The 23,453-nt window shown below is 63.4% G+C and carries 19 protein-coding genes, 1 tRNA gene and 2 pseudogenes; 9 read left to right on the top strand and 13 right to left on the bottom strand.

The window, feature by feature from the left end:
- A pseudogene (locus tag EWH21_RS14665) lies at nucleotides 1-241 on the top strand (hypothetical protein); the annotation flags it as partial.
- Nucleotides 242-331: 90 nt separating this feature from the next.
- Here EWH21_RS14665 and recD read toward each other — a convergent pair.
- The 5 genes from recD to EWH21_RS14690 all read right to left on the bottom strand — a co-directional run bounded on the left by recD (nucleotide 332) and on the right by EWH21_RS14690 (nucleotide 12,694).
- Entirely contained in the window at nucleotides 332-2,332 is a 2,001-nt protein-coding gene (recD, locus tag EWH21_RS14670; RefSeq protein ID WP_277698677.1) for an exodeoxyribonuclease V subunit alpha, read from the bottom strand.
- Nucleotides 2,329-5,961, bottom strand: a complete 3,633-nt coding sequence (gene recB, locus EWH21_RS14675) for an exodeoxyribonuclease V subunit beta (RefSeq protein ID WP_277698678.1) — start codon at nucleotides 5,959-5,961, stop codon at nucleotides 2,329-2,331. The genes recD and recB overlap by 4 nt, the downstream gene beginning before the upstream one ends.
- Nucleotides 5,958-9,374 (bottom strand): exodeoxyribonuclease V subunit gamma, encoded by a 3,417-nt coding sequence (recC, locus tag EWH21_RS14680; protein ID WP_277698679.1) that lies wholly within the window; start codon nucleotides 9,372-9,374, stop codon nucleotides 5,958-5,960. Before recC ends, recB begins: the two co-directional genes overlap by 4 nt.
- 92 nt (nucleotides 9,375-9,466) lie before the next feature.
- Nucleotides 9,467-10,501 carry a diguanylate cyclase gene (locus tag EWH21_RS14685; RefSeq protein ID WP_277698680.1) on the bottom strand — a complete coding sequence of 345 codons (1,035 nt, stop codon included), beginning with the start codon at nucleotides 10,499-10,501 and terminating at the stop codon, nucleotides 9,467-9,469.
- Nucleotides 10,502-10,738: 237 nt separating this feature from the next.
- Nucleotides 10,739-12,694: a methyl-accepting chemotaxis protein gene (locus EWH21_RS14690; protein ID WP_277698681.1), complete on the bottom strand. Its 1,956-nt coding sequence runs from the start codon at nucleotides 12,692-12,694 to the stop codon at nucleotides 10,739-10,741.
- A 370-nt stretch (nucleotides 12,695-13,064) separates the two neighbouring features.
- Between EWH21_RS14690 and EWH21_RS14695 the strand changes: the two genes are divergently transcribed.
- The 8 genes and pseudogenes from EWH21_RS14695 to EWH21_RS14730 form a co-directional block, all read left to right on the top strand.
- Nucleotides 13,065-13,517 carry a GNAT family N-acetyltransferase gene (locus tag EWH21_RS14695; protein WP_277698682.1) on the top strand — a complete coding sequence of 151 codons (453 nt, stop codon included), beginning with the start codon at nucleotides 13,065-13,067 and terminating at the stop codon, nucleotides 13,515-13,517.
- Between the two features lie 232 nt (nucleotides 13,518-13,749).
- Nucleotides 13,750-14,037 (top strand): hypothetical protein, encoded by a 288-nt coding sequence (locus tag EWH21_RS14700; protein WP_277698683.1) that lies wholly within the window; start codon nucleotides 13,750-13,752, stop codon nucleotides 14,035-14,037.
- A 472-nt stretch (nucleotides 14,038-14,509) separates the two neighbouring features.
- Nucleotides 14,510-14,917 carry a PAAR domain-containing protein gene (locus EWH21_RS14705; RefSeq protein WP_277698684.1) on the top strand — a complete coding sequence of 136 codons (408 nt, stop codon included), beginning with the start codon at nucleotides 14,510-14,512 and terminating at the stop codon, nucleotides 14,915-14,917.
- Nucleotides 14,914-15,444 carry a DUF4123 domain-containing protein gene (locus tag EWH21_RS14710; RefSeq protein ID WP_277698685.1) on the top strand — a complete coding sequence of 177 codons (531 nt, stop codon included), beginning with the start codon at nucleotides 14,914-14,916 and terminating at the stop codon, nucleotides 15,442-15,444. The genes EWH21_RS14705 and EWH21_RS14710 overlap by 4 nt, the downstream gene beginning before the upstream one ends.
- The gene (locus EWH21_RS14715) at nucleotides 15,437-15,799 is read left to right on the top strand and encodes a hypothetical protein (protein WP_277698686.1); all 363 of its coding nucleotides are present in this window, start codon (nucleotides 15,437-15,439) and stop codon (nucleotides 15,797-15,799) included. The genes EWH21_RS14710 and EWH21_RS14715 overlap by 8 nt, the downstream gene beginning before the upstream one ends.
- A gap of 340 nt (nucleotides 15,800-16,139) precedes the next feature.
- Nucleotides 16,140-16,622, top strand: a complete 483-nt coding sequence (locus EWH21_RS14720) for a restriction endonuclease fold toxin 5 domain-containing protein (protein WP_277698687.1) — start codon at nucleotides 16,140-16,142, stop codon at nucleotides 16,620-16,622.
- A gap of 9 nt (nucleotides 16,623-16,631) precedes the next feature.
- Nucleotides 16,632-17,354, top strand: coding sequence for an Imm52 family immunity protein (locus EWH21_RS14725; protein ID WP_277698688.1), 723 nt, complete (start codon nucleotides 16,632-16,634; stop codon nucleotides 17,352-17,354).
- A 425-nt stretch (nucleotides 17,355-17,779) separates the two neighbouring features.
- Nucleotides 17,780-17,869 (top strand): annotated as a pseudogene (locus EWH21_RS14730) (integrase); the annotation flags it as partial.
- Nucleotides 17,870-17,937: 68 nt separating this feature from the next.
- On the opposite strand, the gene EWH21_RS14735 reads toward EWH21_RS14730, so the two are convergent.
- From EWH21_RS14735 to infC, 8 genes are all read right to left on the bottom strand, one after another.
- Nucleotides 17,938-18,014: transfer RNA gene (locus tag EWH21_RS14735), tRNA-Pro, on the bottom strand.
- Nucleotides 18,015-18,089: 75 nt separating this feature from the next.
- Nucleotides 18,090-18,446, bottom strand: coding sequence for a MerR family transcriptional regulator (locus EWH21_RS14740; RefSeq protein ID WP_013716019.1), 357 nt, complete (start codon nucleotides 18,444-18,446; stop codon nucleotides 18,090-18,092).
- Nucleotides 18,427-18,729 (bottom strand): integration host factor subunit alpha, encoded by a 303-nt coding sequence (gene ihfA, locus EWH21_RS14745; protein WP_003243414.1) that lies wholly within the window; start codon nucleotides 18,727-18,729, stop codon nucleotides 18,427-18,429. Before ihfA ends, EWH21_RS14740 begins: the two co-directional genes overlap by 20 nt.
- 3 nt (nucleotides 18,730-18,732) lie before the next feature.
- Nucleotides 18,733-21,111: a phenylalanine--tRNA ligase subunit beta gene (pheT, locus tag EWH21_RS14750; protein ID WP_277698689.1), complete on the bottom strand. Its 2,379-nt coding sequence runs from the start codon at nucleotides 21,109-21,111 to the stop codon at nucleotides 18,733-18,735.
- A 44-nt stretch (nucleotides 21,112-21,155) separates the two neighbouring features.
- On the bottom strand, nucleotides 21,156-22,172 hold the full coding sequence (gene pheS, locus EWH21_RS14755; RefSeq protein WP_037055102.1) for a phenylalanine--tRNA ligase subunit alpha: 1,017 nt from the start codon (nucleotides 22,170-22,172) through the stop codon (nucleotides 21,156-21,158).
- A 96-nt stretch (nucleotides 22,173-22,268) separates the two neighbouring features.
- Complete coding sequence (gene rplT / locus EWH21_RS14760) at nucleotides 22,269-22,625, bottom strand: 50S ribosomal protein L20 (RefSeq protein ID WP_003243409.1); 357 nt, start codon at nucleotides 22,623-22,625, stop codon at nucleotides 22,269-22,271.
- 29 nt (nucleotides 22,626-22,654) lie between these two features.
- Nucleotides 22,655-22,849 carry a 50S ribosomal protein L35 gene (gene rpmI / locus EWH21_RS14765; RefSeq protein ID WP_003243407.1) on the bottom strand — a complete coding sequence of 65 codons (195 nt, stop codon included), beginning with the start codon at nucleotides 22,847-22,849 and terminating at the stop codon, nucleotides 22,655-22,657.
- Nucleotides 22,850-22,909: 60 nt separating this feature from the next.
- Nucleotides 22,910-23,443, bottom strand: coding sequence for a translation initiation factor IF-3 (infC, locus tag EWH21_RS14770; protein WP_047584333.1), 534 nt, complete (start codon nucleotides 23,441-23,443; stop codon nucleotides 22,910-22,912).
- Nucleotides 23,444-23,453: the final 10 nt, after the last annotated feature.

Here is a 23,453-nt window from a genome sequence, read left to right on the forward strand (position 1 = left end):
GCTGTTTTTCGAAGAATTTTTTCTTTCTACTCAACCACTTGCGCTTTCGATCAGAGCTTCTTCTCTCCAGCGGGAGGCGCATTCTACAGCGTTCAAAACCGCTGTCAACCACCTCTTTTCTACCGCTCTCGATCCACTCGACCGAATCACCAACAAGGCTCAACCACCGCCCTGCCGACCGGCGCGCATTCTACACGCCAGATCCAGTTTTGCAACCCCTCTTTTAAACTTAACTTATTGATTAACAAGAAGTTTTCGAAGAGCTTCATCGCTGAAGTGGCGCGCATTCTACAACCCACAGAACGCGCGTCAAGCTTAAATTGCAATTTTATTACTCGGCCGCCTCCAGCGCTTCGCGCAGGCCACTGCGACGCTCAACACGGCGCAGCACCGCCTGCTCGAAAATACCGGCACGGCTTTCGATCAGGCTGAACCAGCGCCGGGCACGGGTGATGCCGGTGTACACCAGCTCCTTGGTCAGCACCGGGTTGAGCGCATCCGGCATGAGCAGCGCGCAATGCTCGAACTCCGAGCCCTGCGACTTGTGCACGGTCATGGCGAACACGGTCTCCACGCTGCTCAATCGACTGGGCAATATATGGCGCAACTCGCCACTGCCATCGTTGCGCGGGAAGACCACGCGCAGTACCTGGCGCCCCAGCTCATCATCCGGCAGGTTCAGCGCAATGCCGATGTCGCCATTCATCAGGCCCAGGCTGTAGTCGTTGCGCGTCACCAGTACCGGCCGCCCCTCGTACCAGCCGTGGTCGGCAGCCAGCAGACCGGCTCGCTGCAGGGCCCGGGCGATGCGCAGATTCATTTCCTCGACGCCCCAGTTTCCCTTGCGCACCGCGCAGAGCAGCTGGAAGCGGTCGAATGCACCCAGTACCGCCCTGGCCCAGCCGTCCCACTGCAGCGAGGGGGCGTCAGTGGCCGGGCGCTGCCCATGCAACACATCTAGATAGTGCCTGTAGCCCTGTGCCTGGCCAGCGACGCCATCGAGCATGAAGCGCTCCAGCGCAGCATCCTGCTCGCCAGCCAGTTTCAGCCGCTGCAGATCGTCATGCCCCGCCTCCAGCACGCCCCTGGCACGGCTCGCGTCACCGGCGTTGACCGCCAGTGCCAGCTGGCCGATGCCGGAGTCGCTACCGAAGCGCCTGGAATGACGCAGCATGACGATATGCTGCGCCAGCGCCTGCTGCCCCTCGACCAGCGACGCATCATTCAGTTGCTCTCCCGTGCGCGCCTGCAACCAGGCCAGGGTCTGCGCGCTGTAGCCGCCCTGCTCGGCATCTCGGCAGAGGTCACCCAGCACGGCCCCCGCCTCCACCGAGGCCAGCTGGTCCTTGTCTCCCAGAAGAATCAGTCGCGCATGCAACGGCAGCGCATCGAGCAGGTTGGCCATCATTTCCAGGTCGATCATCGAGGCTTCGTCCACCACCAGCACGTCCAGCGGCAACGGGTTGCTCGCGTCGTGGCGAAAATGACGACTGTCCGGCAGGCTACCCAGCAGGCGATGCAGGGTCGTCACCGTGGTCGGGATCTGCTGCTTGATGGCGTCATCCAGCGGCAGCGACGCGACCTGACCACCGATTGACTCGGTCAGCCGTGCCGCAGCCTTGCCGGTCGGCGCCGCCAGGCTCAGGCGCAGCGCAGCTCCCTCGGCCACCGCAGCTTCCTGCAGCAGGGCCAGCAGACGCACGACAGTGGTCGTCTTGCCAGTCCCCGGGCCGCCGGTGATCAGGGTGAAGCGTCCGCATGCGGCCAGGGCGCAAGCCAGCTTCTGCCAGTCTGCCTGGCGCTCACCGGCCACCTGCAAGGGTTCCGGGAACAACCGGGCCAGGCGCTCGGCCAGCTGCTCCGGCTCTTGCGCCGTGGCGCGCAGGCGCTTGCGGATATGCGCGGCGACACTTTGCTCGTAGTCCCAGTAGCGCCGCAGGTACAGGCAGGTACCCCGCAACACCAGTGGTGCCGCCAGCTCCGGCGCCAGCAGCGCGCTGGCCCGGCAGGCATCCAGCCACTGCTGCAGGCTCACCGCCTGCAGCACCTGCGATGGCAACGCCAGCCCCTGTTCGGCCTCCTCGCCCTCCGGCGGCAGCGAGAGTGCGAAGTCCGGATCGTTCAGGGTGACCGCCAGGTCCAGGCACACATGCCCCTGCCCCAGCTGATGACTGGCCAGCGCGGTGGCCAGCAACATGAGCGGCGAAGCCGTTTCATCCAGCCCGGCGAAGAACTGCGCCAGGGAGCGGTCCAGCTCGCGCAGCCAGCCCTGCTCGCTCCAGCGGGCCAGCATCTCGAAGAGCGCCTCCCGCGTCTGCAATACCGCACTCATGCCGGCACCTCCCCGGCATCGCCGACAAAGAGCGCGTCGAGCTGCTCGATCAGCGCCCGTGGCGGACGGGCCAGGTACTGCCCGTTGTGCGGCGAGCGCAGGAACAGATAGAGGGCGCCGCCCAGATGCTGGTCATAGTCGTAGTCGGCCAGCCGCAAACGCAGCTGCCGGTGCAAGGCGAGCACATAAAGCACGTACTGCAGGTCGTAACGGTGACTGACCACCGCCTCGGCCATCGCCTCGGTGGTATACGCGCTGTCGTCAGCGCCCAGCCAGTTGGATTTGTAATCGAGCACGTAATAACGCCCCTGATACTCGAACGTCAGGTCGATGAATCCCTTGAACATGCCATTGAGCGTATCGGCCCGCAGCGGCTGGCGGGCCAGGCCGGGCAACTCGAAGCGCTGTACCAGCGCATCGAGGCGCCGCACATCGACCTGGCGCGCCTCGAACCAGAACTCCAGCTCCGACTGGTAGTCATCCATCTGCGCCAGGCTGGCCACGCTGCCTTCGGCCAGGCGCAAGGGCTGCGCCAGCAGTTGCGCCAGCCAGTGCTGCAATGGCTCGATCCAGCCCTGCATGCCCCGTCGCTGGCAACGCCGGGCCAGCAGGTCACGCATGACCTCGGGCTGCTCGAGGCAGTGCGCGAACCCTTCACCGGCGGCCAGTTCGAGCAAGCCGTGGAGGAAGGTACCTGGGCTGGGCCCACGCGGGAAGCGGTGCAAGCCCTGTGCAGACACCGGCAGGCCGGGCTGCTCCAGCACCGCGCCTTCATCATCCGTGGCGTTCTGGATGGCCGCGCTGTCCGGCGCCGCATCTTCGTGACGCTGGACGCTGCGCTGCTCGCCCTCGTCCAGGCGCAGTGCACTGTACGAGGCGATCCACCAGTGCTCGGCCGCACGTCGCACCGGCGTTCGCCATTGCGCCTGGAAGGCAGCGGCCGATTGTGGCTGATAGCGCGTGTCGCTCACCTCGGGCGGCGCCTGCAGACGAGTGCCGGCAGCACTGCCGAAGGCGCGCAACCAGCCCTCGAGATCGGCGCTTTGCACCAGCGCCTCGCCACCGCCCAGCAGATAGCCGAGTGCGGACTGGTGTAGCCGCGACTTCCTGGCGTTGCCGATCTTCAGATCCGCCACGCCCAGCCAGCAGGCATGCCGCGCGCGGGTCAGCGCCACGTAGAGCAGGCGCAGGTCCTCGCCCAGACGCTCCCGCTCGGCGCGCTCGAAGGCCTCCTCGTCCGCCTTGAGCAGCACGCGGCGGCGTTCGCCGTCCTGTACCAGCAGCGGTTTCTTCTCATCCAGCGGACGGAAGCCGCAGATGAATGGCAGGAATACCAGGGGATACTCCAGGCCTTTCGATTTGTGGATGGTCACCACCCGCACCAGCGCCTCGTCGCTTTCCAGGCGCAATACCTGTTCGTCAGCGCCCTGCCCCTCCCCGGCCAGCAGCTCGCCGAGGTGGCGGATCAGCGCCTGCTCGCCGTCCAGTTCGCTGGAGGCCTGTTGCAACAGCTCGGCCAGGTGCAGCAGGTTGGTCAGCACCCGCTCGCCATCGTCCTGCCCCATCAGACGTTGCGGCAGGCTGAAGTCCTGCAGCAGCAGGCGCAGCATCGGCAGCACGCCCTGGCGCTGCCAGCACTGGCGATAGCCGCGAAACTGCATGACGCGCCGCTCCCAGCTGCGCTCATCGAGGTTGAGGCACTCCAGCTCGCTCAGTGGCAAGCCCAGCGTGGCGCTGGCCAGGGCCGCGCGCAGTGGGCGGTCCTGATCCGGCTCGGCGCAGGCGCGCAACCACAGCAGCAGGTCGTGCGCCTCCTGGGCGGCGAATACCGAATCCTTGTCCGACAGGTAGACGCTGCGCACCCCGCGCGCGCCCAGCTCACTGCGAATCGCCTGCGCCTCGCTGAAATCACGCACCAGCACGGCGATGTCGCTGGGCTGCAGCGCGCTCAATTCACCGCCGCGCAGGAAGCCGGCCTGCTGCTTCTGCCCCTGGTCGAGCAGCGCGACGATCTCACTGGCGGCGGCACCCGCCAGCGCCTCCACGTAGGCCCTCTTCGACAGCGGCTCATCCGTGCTCAGGTGCCACAATGTCAGCGCCGGCTGCTCCTGACCCTGGACCGTCCAGCATTCCTTGCGCCCCTGCGCACCGACCTCGATGAACGGCAGATCATCGCGCAGCAGGAAGGCGCCGGCGCCGGTCTCACGTCGCTCCGCTGCCAGGAACAGCGCATTCACCGCATCGACCATGGCCTGGCTGGAGCGGAAGTTGGTTTCCAGGTTGTAGTGGCGCCCATGGGTCGCGCGGCGTGCGCGCAGGTAGGTGTGAATGTCGGCGCCGCGGAAGGAATAGATGGCCTGCTTGGGGTCACCGATCATGAACAGCCCGCAGTCCTCGCGGTTGGCCTCGACCTGGTAGAGGGTGTCGAAGATGCGGTACTGCAGCGGATCGGTGTCCTGGAACTCGTCGATCATCGCGACCGGGAACTGGCGGCGAATGACCTCCGCCAGGCGCGGCCCGTTCTCGCCCTGCAACGCGACATCGAGGCGGGTGAGCATATCGTCGAAGCCCATCTCGGCGCGCTGGCGTTTCTCCCAGTCGAAACGCGCGTGCACCCAGGCGGCGGCATGACGCAACGCCGCCTCGCCCGGATCGCTCAGTGCGCCCAGGCGCGCCTCCAGCTCGGCCATGGCCAGCAGTGCCGGATGCTGCGGCGCCTCGCCCTTCCAGGCTTCCGCCAGGCCATCGGGCGTCAGGCGCTTGAAGCCGGTTCCCAGATCGACCACGGCCTCCTCGCCGCTCGCCCACTCCCGCAGCTTGTGCAGCCACGGGTTGTAGTAGCGCGCCTGGATCTTGCGCGCGTCCACCTGCTTGTCGGCGACGGCCTGGTCGAGCAGCAGCTGCAGCTCTTCGATCCATTTCGGCCAGGGTGCCTTCAGCACCGCCAGCTCGACTTCGCGGGCACTCAATGCCTGGTCGAGCAAGGCGCCGAGCGTTTGCGGGGAAACCTCGGCCGCCTCCCCGAGCAGCGGACGCAGGCGCACACCAAGCCCGTCCGGCGTGCCCCACTGCTGTGCGACCCAGTTCAGTGCCGCGCCCTGCAGGGGGTAACAATGCTGCCGCCAGTAGTCGCGCACGACCTCGGCCAGCAGCTCGCTGTGATCGGTCTCCAGGGTCTGGCTGAACAGGCTGCCGCTGTCGAAGGCATGCTCACGCAGCATGCGCTGGCACCAACCATGAATGGTGGAGACGGCCGCCTCGTCCATCCATTGCGCGGCCAGCTCCAGGCGCCGGGCGCAATCGGGCCACAGGGCGGAGTCGAAGTCATCGCGCAGCGTCGCCAGCAAGGCATCGCCCTGACCGTCGCCGCGGAACACACTCGCCGCCTCCACCAGGCGCGCACGGATGCGGTCACGCAGCTCGCGGGTGGCGGCATCGGTGAAGGTCACCACCAGGATCTGCGGCGGCAGCAAGGGTTCGGCGAACGCCGCGTCATCGCCATGACGGAGGATCAGCCGCAGGTACAGGGCGGAAATGGTGTAGGTCTTGCCCGTGCCGGCACTGGCCTCGATCAGGCGACTGCCGTGCAGCGGAAAGCGCAGGGCCAGCGGACGTTGAACGGCGCTCATGACTGCACCTCCTCGAGCGCGCGCGGGGCACTGTCGAGCAGAGGCCGGTACAGGCGCTCGCTCCACTCGGCAAACGCGCCATCGGCCGTCAGGCAGGTGAAGTCGGGGAACTGCCGCGTCAGACTGGCGCTACCCGCCACCTCACCGGTCATGTTGAATCCCCCCTCGTACACCGCACGCGCCTTGTCCTCGTTGCCGTCATGCAGCCACGCCAGCGAGGTTTTCAGAGCGACCGGCAGCGGTGCGCGCATGCCCTCGCCCCAGCCCTGCAGCCAGGCCGTAAGGATCTCGCGAGCCTGCTCGACAGGTACAGGGTCGAAGGCCAGTGAGCGGTCTTCCCCGACGAGCAAGGTGGTCAGCGGCAGCTCGCAGGCCGCGGCGATCACATGCAACACATAAGGCCGCAGCAGGCGGTGCCACTTCCACGCGCCCTCCTTGGCCAGCGCCCCCGGCACTGCCTGCAGGCTGGCCAGGGCGCCGTCAGCATTGCGGCGCAAACCGTTCAACCAGCCGTCCAGCAGCACATCGGCCTGAACGAAATGCAGCGGCAAGGGCGACTCGAGGGCATGCGGCCAGCGTTCAGCCAGCGCGCGATATCGCAGAACCTGCGCAGGCAGTGGCGCCAGCAACGCCTGCCGGTATTGCTCGCCAAAGCCTGCCAGTGGCAACACCCCGCTGCGGCGCAAGCGCTCGGCCGCGACCGTCAGTGCCGCTTCGGGAGCCTCCTCCTCGGCCAGCAGTGCCGCCTTTAGCAGGCGCTCCTGCAACTGGTAGCGCTGCAGGCCGTCCAGGGCGAAGGGTTCGATGTCCAGCTGACGCTGGGCCTGTTCATCCAGGTGCACCTTGAGCCGGCGCGTGAAGAAGCATTTGACCGGGTCGCGCAGGAAGCTCTGCAAGAGCTCGGGCGTGAGCGTGCCGCCCTCCTCCCAGGCCGGCAGCGCATCAGCGCCTTGCGCCTCCGGCAGCTGGCCATGCAGCGCCGCCCATTCATGGGCATAGCTGTAGAGCGACGCGTCGCCGGCGAAGTAGCGACGGCTGAAAGGCTGCAAGGGATGCTCGGTGGTCAGCGCGTGCAGCAGATCGCCAGCGTCCTCCAGGCGCCAGGCGCTGGCCAGGTGATCACGCAGCTGGCCGATCAGCACCGAGGGCGGCCGCTCGCTGTTGTCACGCACGCTGCGCCCCACCCAGCTTATATAGAGGTGGTCACGCGCGGCGAGGAGCGCCTCCAGCAACAGATAGCGATCGTCCTCACGCCGGGAGCGGTCGCCAGGGCGGTAGTCGCCGGCCATCAGATCGAAATCCAGCGGCGTCTGGCTGCGCGGGTAGTCGCCGTCGTTCATGCCCAGCAGGCAGACATGACGAAACGGAATCGCGCGCATCGGCATCAGCGTGCAGAAGTTCACCGCGCCGGCAAGGAAGCGCTGGCTAAGCCGCCCCTGGTCCAACCCGGCGAGCCAGGCTTCGCGCACCACCGCCAACGGCAGTGGCTCTTCCAGCGCGGCGCCTTCGCAGAGCTCGAGCCAGGTGTCCAGCGCCTCCAGCAACTGATTGCGCAGCACCTCGTCGCGCTCGTCCTGGGCGAGGAAGAACGCCTCGAGCAGACTGCGCAAACGCTCGCCCCAGGCGCTTGGACTGGCCGGCTCGCGCAGGTTCTCCAGCAACGCGTCGAGCGCATCGAGCAGGCGGTTGAGCGGGCCGATCAGCGCGGCGTCCAGCCCGCCGATCTCATCGAACGGCTCGATGTCGGCGTAGGCCTGGCCACGCCCGACTGCATAGCCCAGCAGCATGCGACGCAGGCCGAAACGCCAGGTGTTCTGCTCCAGGCCGTGGCCCACGCCAAGCGTCTCGCGCTGCGCGGCGTCCAGCCCCCAGCGGATGCCGGCGCCCTCCAGCCAGCGGCGCAGGGTCGGCAGCGCTTCCTCGCTGATGGCGAAGCGCGCGCGCAGCGCCGCCACATCCAGCAGGTCCAGCACCTCGCTGACGCTGAAGCGGCTCTCCGGCAAACGCAGCAGGTGCTCCAGCGCGATCGCCATGGGCTCCTTACCGCGCAGCCCCTGGTCGGCCAGGGTGAAGGGAATGAAACGCGGATCGTCGCTGGCGAACTGGCCGAACACCGCCTGAATGTGCGGGGCGTAGGTGTTGACGTCGGGCACCATGACGATCACATCGCGCGGACGCAGGCTCGGGTCGCTGCTGAAGCGCTCCAGCAACTGGTCGTGCAGCACCTCGACCTCGCGCTGGGCACTGTGCGCGACGTGGAAACGCAACGACTGATCCTCTCCGGGCCGCAGCGCCGGCCAGGTGCGCCGGCTTTCCTCGAGCGGGCGCAGATCGAGGATGTCGTTCTGCACCTGGCCCAGCAGGCCGCCTTGCGCAGCGGGGCTGAACAGGTCGATGCGCTCGAACTGCTCGCGGTAGCGCTGCGGCTCGTCGTACTGATCCAGCAGATTGATGTAGTCACGCCCCTGCTTGCCCCAGGCGGCCAGCAACGGCTGGGCATGCTGGTGCATCTCCGACTCGTCGAACAGGCCGATCTGCCCGGCGGGATTGCCCTTGCGCCGCTGGCGACGGTACTCGTGGCGCAGCAGGTCCTTGTCCTCGACGATATCGCCCCAGTGATGCTGGCAGGGGTTGTGCACGAAGAGCATCACCTGGCTGAAGCGCGCCATGGCCGCCAGCGCCTCCAGCATCTGCGCGGGCAACGAGGAAATACCGAATACCGTAATGCGCCGGGGCAGGCCCGCTGGCCGGCTGTCCAGCTCCCCCAGGCGGGCGACGAAGCGCGGGTGCACCCCGGCGCGACTTTCGGCCAGGTGTTCCTGCCCGACATCCGCCAGCAGCGCACGCCACAATGCGGGCTGCCAGAGCGACGCGTCATCCAGGGGGCGCTCGCCGCCCCGCGACGTGCGCAGACGATCCTGGCCGTTGGCCCAGTCTTCCAGCCAGTCGGCGCGGTAGACCTGGTACTGGTCGAACAGATCCGCCAGGCGCTCGGCCAACTGGTAGCGCTTGCGCAGATCCTGGTCATCGGCCAGAAAGCGCCGCAGCGGAGCGAACGCGTCGTCGCTCAGCAGCTGCGGCAACAGGCGCATCAGGCGCCAGGTCAGCGGCGCCTTGTCCAGCGGCGACTGCTGGGGAATCGCATCACGCCCCAGGACGCTGCGATAGGCCTGCCAGAGAAAGCGCGCAGGCAGGTCGACATCCAGCGCCGCCGCGATCCCGCAGCCATCGCGTTCGGCCAGCGCCAGCTTGAGCCACTGCGCGATGCCGTTGCTCTGCACCAGCAGCACCTCATTCTCCAGCGGCCGCAGCGGATAGCGGCGCATCCACGCCACCGAGAGCGCACGCAGCTCTTCGAGGTGGTTACCGTGAATGACGATGAGGCCTGGCGACAGCTCCGGGCTGACGGACATCGACTAACTCCTGTCGAGAATCGAAGCGCAAGTTTGCCAGCATTTTCGGACAAGGTGCGCGATGGCTGCAGGAGTCGCTCGGTGCGCCGCGCCTATGAGCGCTGACGCTTGCGTTGCTGCTTGACGCGATACATCTCACCATCCGCCAGGATGATGGCTTCCTCGGCGCTGGTTTCGGCGGGCATCACGGCAGCCACCCCGACGCTCGCGCCCTGATAGTCGAGGGCTTCCACGCCATCGCCCAACGGGTAGCGCCCGATCGTCGCGCGGCTCAGGCGCTCCTGCATCAGGCTGGCGGCGGTACTCAGCTCCTGGTCCAGGGCCGCGCTTTCCGGCGAGGCGCCCTGGGCGATGACGATGAACTCGTCACCGCCAACGCGGCCAACGCTGTCACTGTTGCGCAGGCTGCGCTTGAGCTGGCTGGCCACGCCCTGGAGAAAGTGGTCGCCGGCCTGGTGGCCATAGACGTCATTGATGAGCTTGAACCCGTCCAGGTCGATGACCCCGATCAGCACGTACCTGTTATCCCGCTGCGCCAGGGCATACAGATGCTCCAGGTCGCGCAGGATGGCGCGCCGATTGGCGAGGCCGGTGAGAGGATCGGTCAGGGCAAGCGTGGCCAGCTCGGCGTTGGCGGCCTGGAGTTGCTCGACCAGCAGCTCGCGCTCCAGAAAGTAGCCCAGCAGCGCCGACAGCAAGCGCAGCACCGGTTCGACCTTGGGCGAACAGGCGACCTGCTGCGAACTTGCCGCGCAGACCGTACCCAACACATGGCCGGCCTGGGAACGGATGGGCGCACTCAGGTAGGTCTTGATTCCCAGCGCCTGGGCGGCGTCGGAATCACCCCAGCACTCTGAAACGTTGTCCGAGTACGGGCGGTTCTCCTCCAAAGCCCGCTTGCACAGAGTGTCAGCCCAGGGCACCACAAGCCCTTCGGGGATGACCATCGGCCCCGTGTTGCGGGCGATCTCGACCCGCTGAAAGCCTTGTTCAAGGTTGATGGTCGTCAGGTAGGTCGACTCCATGCCCGTGAGCTGGCCGAGCAGCGCCAGCAGAGGGCGAGCCAACTGTTCCAGGGAGCGGGCCTGGGGAACGGTTTCCGACAGGAGGGATAGGATCTGGTCCATCTGGACGTACCAATAGCGAGGCCACAGAACCGTTGTCGATCAGGAAAGAGCTGCCCGAATGAAGCGCGTTTCCCTAGATGCCGACGATCACTGCTGACAGCCCACCGCTGCTGAGCCATTCCCTTAAGGTGGCATCACTCTAAGAATAGAGGGTCTTTGCCCAAGTCGCGTTTTTTTCAGAGAGCTCGGCGGAGCTTCAGGGCTGCGGACTGGCGCCGAGCCCTGAAACGCGACTGGCTAGCCCCGGCTCAACCCGGTCAAGCGGGACGACAGCGCCTGCATGGCGCTACTGACCTCATCCAGCGCCTGGGCATCGCGAGCGTTCTCCTCGCTGATGCTGTGGATGCGCACCGCCAGTTCGTTGATCTCCTGAGTGACGTGGCTTTGCTGCTGCGCCGCCACGGCGATCTGTTGGGCGCGCTGGGAAATATCGTCGAAGCTCTGTACCGAACTGGAGAGCGCCGAGGCAGCACCTTCGGCCTCGACCACCGCATGCTCCGTGCGTGCCTCCCCCGCCTGCATCGCCTGCACCGCCTGGCGTGACGCCTGCTGCAGCGCACTGATCATGGTGCCGATTTCATTGGCCGAGGACTGAGTCTTGCCCGCCAGGGTGCGCACCTCATCGGCCACCACCGCGAATCCACGGCCTTGCTCACCGGCACGCGCAGCCTCGATGGCCGCGTTCAGGGCCAGCAGATTGGTCTGCTCGGAGATGGCCTTGATCACATCCAGCACCGCCCCTACCTGCTGGCTGTCCTTCTCCAGCTGGCTGATCACCGAGGCCGCACCCGCCATTTCCGTGGACAGCGCCTTGATCGCCGCACTGTTGGACGCAACCTTCTGCTGCCCCTGCTGCACGACGACCAGAGAACTCTGCGCGGTGTCGGCGCAGTCATTGGTGTTCTGCGCCACCTCCTGCGCACTCGACGACATCTCGGTGATCGCGGCAGCCAACTGCGTGTTCTCCTGCCGCTGCTGTTCGGCACGCCCCGCCAGGGTACTGCTCAGGCCACCCAGCTGCGCGGCCTCGGCCTGCAGGTGATCGGCTTCCTCGGCAATGCGCTGGAGCATGGTGCGCAACTGCCCGGCGTAGCGGTTGACCGCGTGGCGCAGTGCGCCGATTTCGTCTTCGCGCTCCACGCTCAACTCGACATCACGGCTGGCCGAGCCGCGCCCCAGGGAATCGATCTGCGCAGTGGTTTCCTCCAGCTGGCCGATCAACTTGCGCCCTGCCAGCCAGGCCAGTGCCAGCAGCACCGCCAGCAAGGGCAACAGGAACAGCAGAATTTCCCAGGTCAGCGCATGGGCCAGGCCCGTGACCCGCTCCTGCGGCGTCGCCAGGCCGATGACCCAGCCGGTGTCCGGCATCACGAACAGACTGACGCGACTGGCCTGGTTGAGCTGCTCATCCTGTTCGAGATCAATGTTGCGAATGCCCCCGGCGCTGCCGCCGCTCAACGCATCCTGAATCGGCTTGAGCCAGCCGTGCTGCTGCGCCAGGTCGGCGAACTTGACCATCGCGCCACCCTTGCCGCCGGTCATGCCCGGAAAATGCAGCACGTTGCCGGCCTGATCGAGCGCGAAGGCATAGCCGTCGGTGACTTTGCCCTGCTCGGTCAGAAAGCGCGCCAGATCATCCAGCAGCAGGTCCAGCGTGGCGACCCCGGCAAAGCGGCCACTCAGCTGGTATGGCACGCTACAGGTGACCATCGGCACACCCGTCACCGCATCCTGATAGGCCTCCGACCAGAGGCACTGGCCGAGCTTGCTGCTACGGGCGCCGGTGTACCAGGCATCGTTGTGATAGCCAGGCCCGTCTGCCGCGTTGTAATCGTCCGAGTAGCTCAGGCGACCATCGGCCCCACGCGCCCAGAAGAAACTGCGGCGCTCGACGCCATCACTGAAGGCATTTGGCTCGGGCCAGACGCCACCACCGGCGATCGCCCGGTCCCCCTGATTGTCGATCAGATTCGGCAGGCTATCGCGATACAGCGCCTCCTCACGCGGCAGCACCTCGGCCAGATGCGCGAGGCTGGCCGTCACCCCCTCGATACGCGCCAGCTGCAACGCCAATTGGCGCACGATGGCGCTGCCGGTTTGCTCGATCAGCTCACCACTGGCCGCCACCACACGGGGTTGCCCACGCAAGGCCATCACCGAGAACACCGCCAGCGCGGTGAGAATCAGAAGCACGATGCAACCCAGGGTCAAGCGCTGGGACAGTCTAACGGGGACCAAAGCCATGCGATTACTCCTACTTGGGAGGGACACTACAAGGGGCTACCAGAACTGCTTACGAACGCTCCTAGTTCCACCAGCAGGATCAGTTGCTGCGATACTCCATCGCCTGTGCCATCTGCGTACAAGCGCCCTGGCCAGGGTACCCGCGCCAGATGCCTACCCTGAGTTATAGATGAACAGGCGCGGCGTTACACCGTTTAGTCGGCGGGCAAGGCGTCGACTTGAGCGCAATCGCAAGGCGCCGGGAACAGAGCAAGCCCCGCTTCCGGCCAGCAGCGCCCCCGCGTTTTCAACCAGACCTGCCCGGACAAGGATGAACAGGATGCAGATCCGTGAACTGACCCGCGACGACCTCCCCAGCGCCAGCACCCTGTGCATGGACGCATTCATGCTGGCGGTCGCGCCCTCGCTGCCGCCCCAGGGCGTGGAGACCTTCAGCAAGCTGGCAGACACAGCGGCATTCGCCGAACGTATGGCCGGTGACAACCTCATGCTCGGCTGCCTGGAGGATGGCGCGCTGACGGGGCTGATCGAGCTCAAGGAAGGACGCCATGTGGCGATGCTGTTCGTGGCGCCGGATTGCCAGCGCAAAGGCATCGGCCAGCGCCTGATCGACGCGGCGATGGAACATGCCAGAGGCGACGTGCTGACGGTACGAGCAGCGCTGTCTTCGGTGAAAGCTTACGAGCGCTATGGATTCATCCTGACCGGCGAAGTTGGCGAGTTCGCCGGGCTGATTTTCCAGCCCATGGAAAAGAGGCTGACCTCCATCTAGGCCAGGTCTGAGCCGCTATTTCCGGCAAGCAGAGCTGCACACCGCGTATCCACGGTGAGTCGATTCGACCCGATCAGCGCAAGGCTATTCGGACACCTCGGCCCCGCCAGACAAGTCCGAATGGACTGGGGCCAACGTAGTACCTCAACTATGGAAATAGGCTTACACACATGCGTCACTGAACTTCGGGCCATTCAGCTAAGCTGGAGCCTGGACTCGATAGGAGCACGCAATGTCTGCCAAGGAAGAGCAGCTACTGCAGCTACTGGGCCTGATGGCTCGCAGCATGACCCACATGACGGCCTCCCTGACGGCCATGGCCTTCGATCAGCTGCAAAGCCACGACGCCACTGTGCAGAAGGCTGCCAAACGCATGATCGAACGCATGCAAGCCATCAACGAGGAACTGGACCAGCAGTGGGAGCTGGTCGGTCAACTCACCGGCGAGCGCGACCAGGAATTGCTCGCCGAAGCCCTGGACTTTTCGCTATCGCCAGCACGCAAGGAAGCGGTTGATTGAGGGCCCCGTCATAGCCTCGCTTGCTGGCGAGGTTTTTATCCTGCGTCCTTCAGCGTCTGCTGCCAGCCAGACGCTCGCTGACTCATTTTCCTAATACGCAAGCCTGACCTGAAGCGGTGTTGATCTGGATAACGCGTAAAGCGCCTCGGTATAAGGCTGGGAAATGTCTATCGAGGCGGAGGTAGTCCAGCCCCTTTTTTGCGGTGCCCTATCAATCGTGCTCAGCCTGTGCAGCCGGCTCTTCCTCAATGGAGGCAGTCCCTGAAAGACATAATTTCTTACACTCGCCGCAAGCCCTTTTAATACGGGGCCTAGGCGCTATATGCGCAAAGATTTGCACAACTCTTTCTTGCTAATGTCCCAAGCGAAATCTGGCCAGTGCGAGTCGCGCTTAGGCTCCTCAAAGGGGCTAGGCCAACGCCCTCTGACCATCCTCTTCAAGCGAAATTGCGCTCATGCAAGGATCTGCAAAATGAGTGGAAAACCAGCAGCAAGAGTTACCGACCCGACTGCCTGCCCCATTCCTGGACACGGCACTAATCCAATCGCTTCCGGCTCGCCAGATGTCCTATTCGATAGTTTGCCAGCGGCCCGCCAAGGCGATCCGACTGCTTGCGGCTCAGCCCTGGTGGGCAACCTTGTTGCCAATGTGTTTGTCGACGGATTACCCGTCGCAACCCTAGGCAGCACAGGGAATCACGGGAATGTTGTCGTGGGCGGATCTGGCACCGTAATCATCGGTAACACACATACGGCTGCCGCCTTTACGACTCTGCTTGCTGTGCCCATAACTCCGAAAATTTGCCTACCCTGCCTACTTCTTGCAGCCAGTCGTAACCAGACATTCGTACCTTTGGAATCACTTGGAGTCCGGAGATGAGTGGGGCCAACGGTTTTCGCAGCATCGAAGACGAGGTACGTATTCGTCTTGCCAATAATCCGGAGCTCAAGCTTTTCGCACTGGTCGACGGAGCCCGCTACCTGACCTTGGAGTCCCGGTTAGTTCAAGCCTCTGGCCATTGGCAATGGCTGTTGGCGGGCACAGAGCTGGATGCGATCAAGCAAGGTGGCCCAGCCCTTGTGCAGTTGGACGAACGCTGCGACTTACAGCACTGGCTCGTAAACCGAGACCGCAAAGAACCTTTGGTGTCATGGCTAATGAGCACCAAGAGCTTCGAGACTCTGTCCCAGCATCTTGGGTCGTTTCTGTTCACCAGGCTTCCCGACGGCAGGAAGTCACTCTTCCGTTATTACAATCCGATTGTTCGGCGGGCCCTTAATAGCGTCCTGAGCGAGGAGCAGCGCCAGCAGATGATGCGACCCATCGAGCACTGGCTGGTATGGCAGCCGCTCGAGTCCCGCTACCTCCCTCTGGATGTAGATATGCAAGGGGGGCAGCATGCTTGAACTGTCGAGCGAGCAAATCGCACAGCTTGATGCAGTGCGCCGCGACGAAGCCATCGAGAAGTTGCTACTGGAGGTGCGAGCGCAAGATCCGGATTGGTTTGCTCGGCATGGCCTGTCAGGAGGCACCAGCTACCTGGCCGGATATCGGCGGCACGCCGAGGGGTTTGGCCTTACCGACCCTCAGGCGATCGAGGACTTCATGCGCTACGGACTCATGTTCCCTGGCTTTCACAGAGATGACGCCTTCGTGTCCTGGATGAAACGTTCGGTCGCCGACTCGCCTGAGCAGCGTTTCAAGGACTATCAGAGCGTCATGACGTTCGTCTGGAAGCTCAAGAACACCACGTGGAACTGACAAGGAGTCGTCTGATATGAGTGGTTTGATCACCGCTGCAGGAAGCGCACTGGGCAGCCCCGGCGCAACTCTGGGCCTTCGCGCAACACCTCGGTTCGGACCCGGTATGCCTCTGGCTCGCCCGCCGGCTCCCCGCCTCCCAATGCCTACAGCGCGCCCCTCCCCTCGCCCTATGCCAGAGACACTTCCCCATTCGGGAGCTCGCCCCGCTCCACGCCCTATTCCGCAGCCCCAGGTACTGCCGCAAACGCGTACCGCTGACAAGGCAGACGAGCGCACACGGACCTGTGATGCAGAACGAGACGACGAGTGCGTTGACTGCGCCCCCACAGAGGGCACCATGGCGGTGGCCAACAACGGCAAAGGGCATTCCATGTCGGATCTATCTTCGCGATACCAGGCCTGGGTAACCGGATTTCCTCCGCCTTACGAATGGCGATGGAGCGAAACCTGGTGGGATGGATTCGAAGAACCGCGTTGTACCCTGCTTGAGGCCAAGGCCAACTACGCCTTCATGTTTGTACCCTTGCTGGGTGTTCCAAAGCCTTGGGCACCGGTCAAATCAGTTCTTGTAGACCCGGCACGCCGCCACTCGGCTAAGGCAAGGCCGACGCCCCCCGTCAGAGTCGAGTGGCACTTTCTGCAGCGCATCGTCTACGAGCACTGCTCCAGCCAATATCGCCGTTTGGGGCTGACCAATCTGACAGCCTTCTGGAATCCAATGCCGAACACCCCTGAGCACGACGAATATCAGGAACACCGCGAGCGTGAGCAACGCGAATTCGACGACTACTACCGGGATAATCCCGATCTGATTGCCTGAGGAACCAGCATGGCAAATTCTTTCCGGTCCTTTGTATTCAAGATGCGCTTCAACAAAAGTGCGATCGCTGCGGTGCCCCATGAGGAGCAGTTGGAGCGCATATACCGCTACCTGGGTGCGTTGGGCCAGTTACATACGCTTCTTGGTAAATGGTATTTACAAGGTGCCTCAGTTCAGGACGCGTTGCGCAGTGACGTGCTGAGCGCCCCCCAAGCGTTGTCCGAGGCTGCCGCCGCAAGTTTCGACGCCGAATATCCAACATGGCTGTCCGTAGCTGTGTGGAATGGACAGGAAGATCCGCTGCGGGGAGGCTTGGCCTTCAGCTACGACGCACACGACATGGAATCCATATCCAGCATGGATTTCGAAGATGCCGGAGCGCTGGTATCAGCTCTTGAGAACCCACGTCCGGTGTTGCTGGAAATGCTTCGCCTAGCGGTATCCATCTGGCCGGAAATCGATTGGGGTGTAATAGCTCCCGACAGGTACTACCTGGATGGCCAAACCTTCTCCGACCGTCAAACCATCGGCTGGATAGGTTTCTGTCCGCACCCGCTAGATCCCAGCGATTTCTCAGATGCAGACGAGCTGATCGACATACCAGGTCGCGGCACGATTCTGGTGAGCAGTGCTCAGGTTATGGATGAACGCAATAGAGAGCACTTCCGAAGTGTCGGCGCGCTGGACACAAAGCTCGTCGAGCTGGGCTATCTACCCTTGTTTAACAACTGACGTCGGCAAACATCCTGAGCTACGTTTGGGTTGCCATGAATCAAGGGGGCTGAGCCCACTTTTCGCTGCACCCTTTCAGGCGTGTGCAGCGTGTTAAGCCGGTTCCTCTTCCTTGGTAGCCAGCCCACCGTCCAGTGCCCGCCATCTCATGAACCAGATGCAGCAGGCCGTAGGTTCTGATCATGTCGAGTAGACCAGAGTGGTCGTAGGCGTTTGGCGAAGATGCCGGATCGGTGCGTTTGAGGTACTACCCAAGGGCACTCAGAGGGACCGTGCCTTCGCTGGTTCCACTTGCCAGCAAAGATACGGCAGACACCTACATCGACTGGGCCATCCTTGAAAGGAAAGTGCCAAGGGACATGCTCACTCCTTCGGCTCGGTGTGAGCTTACTCGAAAGTGTCCGTGTTAACGGGGTAGAACCCGACTGAGCAAACTGATCGATGAAGCCAACAGAATTTCGGCCAGCGACTCGCGCGGGCCGGCCCTGACAATTTTGAGGAGGATAGCGGAATGAAAAAAGAAAAGTCCCTGAAACGAAAAAGGCCAGCTCATTTCTGAACTGGCCTAGATCGTGGAGTTATTTGGTCGGGACGGAGTGATTCGAACACTCGACCCCTTGCACCCCATGCAAGTGCGCTACCGGGCTGCGCTACGCCCCGACGATGCTTCCGGGTGACCGAAAGCGGGAGGAACTATACATTAAGCTTTTGAAATAAGGCAACTTTTTCTTGGCCTTACTTCTTCAGGACGTGCAGAACGTCCTCGAGCTCCGCAATCATCTGCTTGATCAGCTGACGATACTGGGTGGTGTCGTCCTTGGCCTCGTCACCGGAGAGGCGCTGGCGCGCCCCACCAATGGTGAAACCCTGATCGTACAGCAATGCTCGAATCTGCCGGATCATCAGCACATCCTGGCGCTGATAGTAGCGGCGGTTGCCCCGCCGCTTGACCGGGTTCAACTGTGGGAATTCCTGCTCCCAGTAGCGCAGAACGTGAGGTTTGACCGCGCAGAGTTCGCTGACTTCACCAATGGTGAAGTAGCGTTTGCCGGGAATTGCCGGTAATTCGTCGTTATGACTTGGTTCCAGCATAGGCCTCGACCCTGGCTTTCAATTTTTGCCCTGGACGAAAAGTGACCACACGGCGAGCCGTGATTGGAATCTCTTCCCCTGTTTTCGGGTTACGACCGGGTCGCTGGCGCTTGTCGCGCAAGTCGAAGTTGCCGAACCCGGAAAGCTTGACCTGTTCGTTCAGCTCAAGAGCCTGGCGGATCTCTTCAAAAAACAGCTCCACCAGTTCCTTGGCTTCCCGTTTGTTCAGGCCGAGCTCTTCATACAGACGTTCCGCCATTTCAGCTTTCGTCAGAGCCCCCATACGCTACTTCCTTAACGTGGCGTTGAACCTTTGTTCGAGGCAGGTGAGGATATTTTGCGTAGTAGTACTCACCTCATCGTCATTAAGAGTGCGCGATGGATGTTGCCAGGTCAAGCCGACGGCAAGGCTTTTTCTAAGCGGATCAATGCCTTTACCGTGATAGACGTCAAATAGCTTGAGGTCCGTCAGCCATTCACCCGCCGTCTCGCGGATCGCCGCCAGCACGGCCTCGGCCGGTTGCTCGCGATCGACCAGCAACGCCAGGTCACGGCGCACTTCAGGGAAGCGCGACAGTTCGCTGAAGGCCGGCATGCGACCCGCAGCGACTTCGGCCAGCACCAGTTCGAAGAGATACACCGGCTGATCCAGCCCCAGGGTCTTGGCCAGCTCCGGGTGCAGGGCACCGATGAAACCGACCAGGCGCCCTTCTCGCTCGATGCGCGCGGTCTGGCCCGGATGCAGGGCCGGATGCTCGCCAGGCACGAAGCTGAAGGCATCGACCGCGCCGGCATAGCCCAGCAACGCTTCGACATCGGCCTTGAGGTCATAGAAGTCGACGCCATCACGGCTGTTGGCCCAGCCTTCCGGCAGGCGGCTGCCACTGATCACGCCGGCCAGCATGGCTTCCTGCTGCAGACCTTCGAGCTGGCCGACGAAACGCAGGCCACTCTCGAACAGGCGCACGCGCGACTGCTGACGGTTCAGGTTGTGCTCCAGCGCCTTGACCAGACCCGGCCACAGCGACGAACGCATGGCCGCCATGTCGGCGGAAATCGGGTTGGCCAGCTGCAGCGGCTCGACACCCGGAGCGAAGAGTTCGAACAGTTTGGGATCGATGAAGCTGTAGGTGATCGCTTCCTGGTAGCCGCGCGCGACCAGCAGGCGGCGCAGCGCAGGCAGCTCGGCGCGCGCTTCGGCCTTGGCCTGCGGCGCCAGGCGGGCTTGCGGGTAGCGCACCGGCAGGCGGTTGTAGCCGTACAGTCGGCCCAGCTCTTCGATCAGATCGACTTCCAGGCTGATATCGAAGCGGTGGCTCGGCACACTGACCTGCCACTGACCGGCGCCCTGGGCGCTGACGCCCAGACCCAGCGCGGTGAGCAGACGCTCCACTTCGCTCGCGTCCATGTCCATGCCCAGCATCTGACTGATACGCTCGGCACGCAGCGTCACAGGTGCGACGTTCGGCAGGTCGGCTTCGCTGCAGGCCTCGATGATCGGGCCGGCTTCACCGCCCACGATCTCCAGCAGCAATGCGGTCGCACGCTCCATGGCCTGGCGCGCCAGTTGCGAGTCGACACCCCGCTCGAAGCGGTGCGAGGAGTCGGTGTGCAGGCCATAGGAACGAGCCTTGCCGGCGATGGCGATATTGTCGAAGAAGGCGCTTTCCAGGAACAGGTCGCGGGTCTTGCCGCTCACGCCGCTGTGCTCGCCACCCATTACCCCTGCAATGGCCAGGGCGCGCTGATGATCGGCGATCACCAGCGTATCGGCACGCAGGCTGACCTCCTGGCCATCGAGCAGCACCAGCTTCTCGCCCTCTTCCGCCATGCGCACGCGAATGCCACCGTTGATCTCGGCGAGATCGAACGCATGCATGGGCTGGCCCAGTTCGAGCATCACGTAGTTGGTGATGTCGACAGCCGGATCGATGCTGCGCACATCGGAACGGCGCAGGCGCTCCACCATCCATAGCGGCGTCGGACGCGACAGGTCGACGTTGCGGATCACACGCCCCAGGTAGCGCGGGCAGGCCTGCGTGGCCAGCACGTCCACCGAACGCACTTCATCATGCGCCGGCGCCACCGGATCGATGGCCACCGGGGTGACCGGAGCACCGTACATGGCGCCGACTTCGCGGGCCAGGCCGGCGATGGACAGGCAGTCGCCGCGGTTCGGGGTCAGCCCCAGCTCAATGCACACGTCATCCAGGCCGAGATAATCACGCAGGCTCTGGCCCACCGGCGCATCGGCCGCCAGCTCCATCAGCCCGCTGTTGTCATCGCTGACCTGCAGCTCGGACGCCGAGCAGAGCATGCCCTGCGATTCCACACCGCGCAGCTTGGCCTTCTTGATCTTGAAGTCACCCGGCAGTTCGGCGCCGATCATGGCGAACGGCACCTTGATGCCGGCGCGGGCATTGGGCGCACCGCAGACCACCTGGAAGGTCTCGCCGCCGTTGCTCACCTGGCAGACGCGCAGCTTGTCGGCGTCCGGGTGCTGCTCGGCGCTGAGGATCTCGCCCACGACGATACCGCTGAAGGCACCGGCGACGGGCTGAACGGCGTCGACTTCCAGGCCGACCATGGACAGACGCGCAACCAGGTCGTCACGCGATACATCAGGGCTGACCCAGCCGAGCAGCCACTGTTCACTGAATTTCATACTGTCTGTTCTCCTTAAACGAATTCGATGACGAGGGCACGGCGCTAGCGAAATTGCGCCAGGAACCGCAGGTCGTTATCGAAGAACAGGCGCAGATCATTGACACCATAACGCAGCATGGCCAGGCGCTCGACACCCATGCCGAAGGCGAAGCCCGAGTATTTTTCCGGGTCGATGCCGCTCATGCGCAGCACGTTCGGGTGAACCATGCCGCAGCCCATGACTTCCAGCCAGCCGGTCTGCTTGCACACGCGGCAGCCCTTGCCCGAGCACATCACGCACTGCATGTCGACTTCAGCCGACGGCTCGGTGAACGGGAAGAACGACGGACGGAAGCGCACGCCCAGTGGCTTCTCGAAGAACACGCGGAGGAATTCCTCGATGGTGCCCTTGAGGTCGGCGAAGCTGATGCCCTCGTCGACCAGCAGGCCTTCGACCTGGTGGAACATCGGCGAGTGGGTGATATCGGAGTCGCAGCGATAGACACGGCCTGGGCAGACGATGCGGATCGGCGGCTGCTGCGATTCCATGGTGCGCACCTGGACCGGCGAGGTGTGGGTGCGCAGCAGCATGTTCGCATTGAAATAGAAGGTGTCGTGCATCGCCCGCGCCGGGTGGTGGCCGGGGATGTTGAGCGCTTCGAAGTTGTGGTAGTCGTCTTCGACTTCCGGGCCTTCGGCAACGCTGTAACCGATATGGGTGAAGAACTGCTCGACGCGCTCCAGGGTGCGGGTCACCGGGTGCAGGCCACCAGAGGCCTGACCGCGGCCCGGCAGGGTCACGTCGATACGCTCGGACGCCAGCTTCTCGGCGAGCAAGGCCTGCTCAAGCACAGATTTGCGGGCATTCAGGGCGTCTTGCACCTGGCTCTTGGCAGTGTTGATCAAGGCGCCGGCTTTCGGGCGTTCCTCGGCCGACAACTTGCCCAGGGTCTGCATCAGGGCAGTCAGTTCGCCCTTCTTGCCAAGGTACTGAACCCGGAGCTGTTCCAGGGCGTTGACATCTTCGCTTTGTTGCACGGCCTCGAGCGCTTGGGAGACCAATGCATCCAGATTTTCCATTTACAGACTCCAGATACGAAATAGGGGAAGAGCTTTTAAGGCTCTTCCCCTATCTTTGACGTTGCCACCGGGCGAACCCGGTGATTGTCGGGGGACTTAAGCCAGAACGGCCTTAGCTTTCTCGACAATCGCAGCAAACGCCGCTTTTTCGTTCACTGCCAGATCAGCCAGAACCTTACGGTCGATTTCGATCGACGCTTTCTTCAGGCCAGCGATCAGACGGCTGTAGGACAGGCCGTTGACGCGAGCACCAGCGTTGATACGAGCGATCCACAGTGCACGGAACTGACGCTTGCGCTGACGACGGTCACGGTAGGCGTATTGGCCTGCCTTGATCACCGCTTGCTTGGCAACACGGAACACGCGCGAACGAGCACCGTAGTAGCCCTTGGCGAGCTTCAGGATTTTTTTGTGACGAGCACGAGCGATAACGCCACGCTTAACACGAGCCATGAGTAATTACCTCTAAGTATCTTGACCGATTAACGAACGCGCAGCATGCGCTCGACTTTTGCGACGTCCGACGGACCGATCAGCGAGCTGCCACGCAGCTGGCGCTTACGCTTGGTGGACATCTTGGTCAGGATGTGGCTCTTGAAAGCGTGCTTGTGCTTGTAACCCGAAGCAGTCTTCAGGAAGCGCTTAGCAGCGCCGCTCTTGGTTTTCATCTTTGGCATGTTTAGTACTCCGCATTCATTAACAACTGATAACCATCAGGCCTGCCAGTGCCCGGGAGGTTATTTACGCTTCTTGGGAGCGATGACCATCATCAGCTGGCGTCCTTCCAGCTTAGGATGCTGTTCGACGGTGCCGAGCTCGATCAGGTCTTGTTCGACCCGCTTGAGCAGCTCCATACCCAGCTCCTGGTGGGCCATCTCACGGCCGCGGAATCGCAGAGATACCTTGGCCTTGTCCCCATCTTCAAGGAAACGTATCAGGTTGCGTAGTTTTACCTGATAATCCCCTTCTTCCGTCCCTGGACGAAACTTGATTTCTTTGATCTGTTGCTGGTGCTGGTTCTTCTTCGCCGCAGCAGCCTGCTTTTTCTTTTCGAACAGGTGCTTGCCGTAGTCCATGATGCGGCAAACCGGTGGCACCGCGTCTGCGGAGATTTCCACCAGATCCAGCTTGGCTTCCTCGGCGGCGCTCAGCGCCTCATCGATGGAAACCACACCAATCTGCTGGCCGTCCGCGCCAATCAGACGAACTTCACGCGCGGTGATGTTCTCGTTGATCGGCGCCTTGGGGGCGGCCCGCTTGTCCTGTCTCATATCACGCTTA

The sequence above is a fragment of the Pseudomonas sp. REST10 genome, from assembly GCF_029542605.1.
GTDB classification, from domain to species: Bacteria; Pseudomonadota; Gammaproteobacteria; order Pseudomonadales; family Pseudomonadaceae; genus Aquipseudomonas; species Aquipseudomonas khazarica.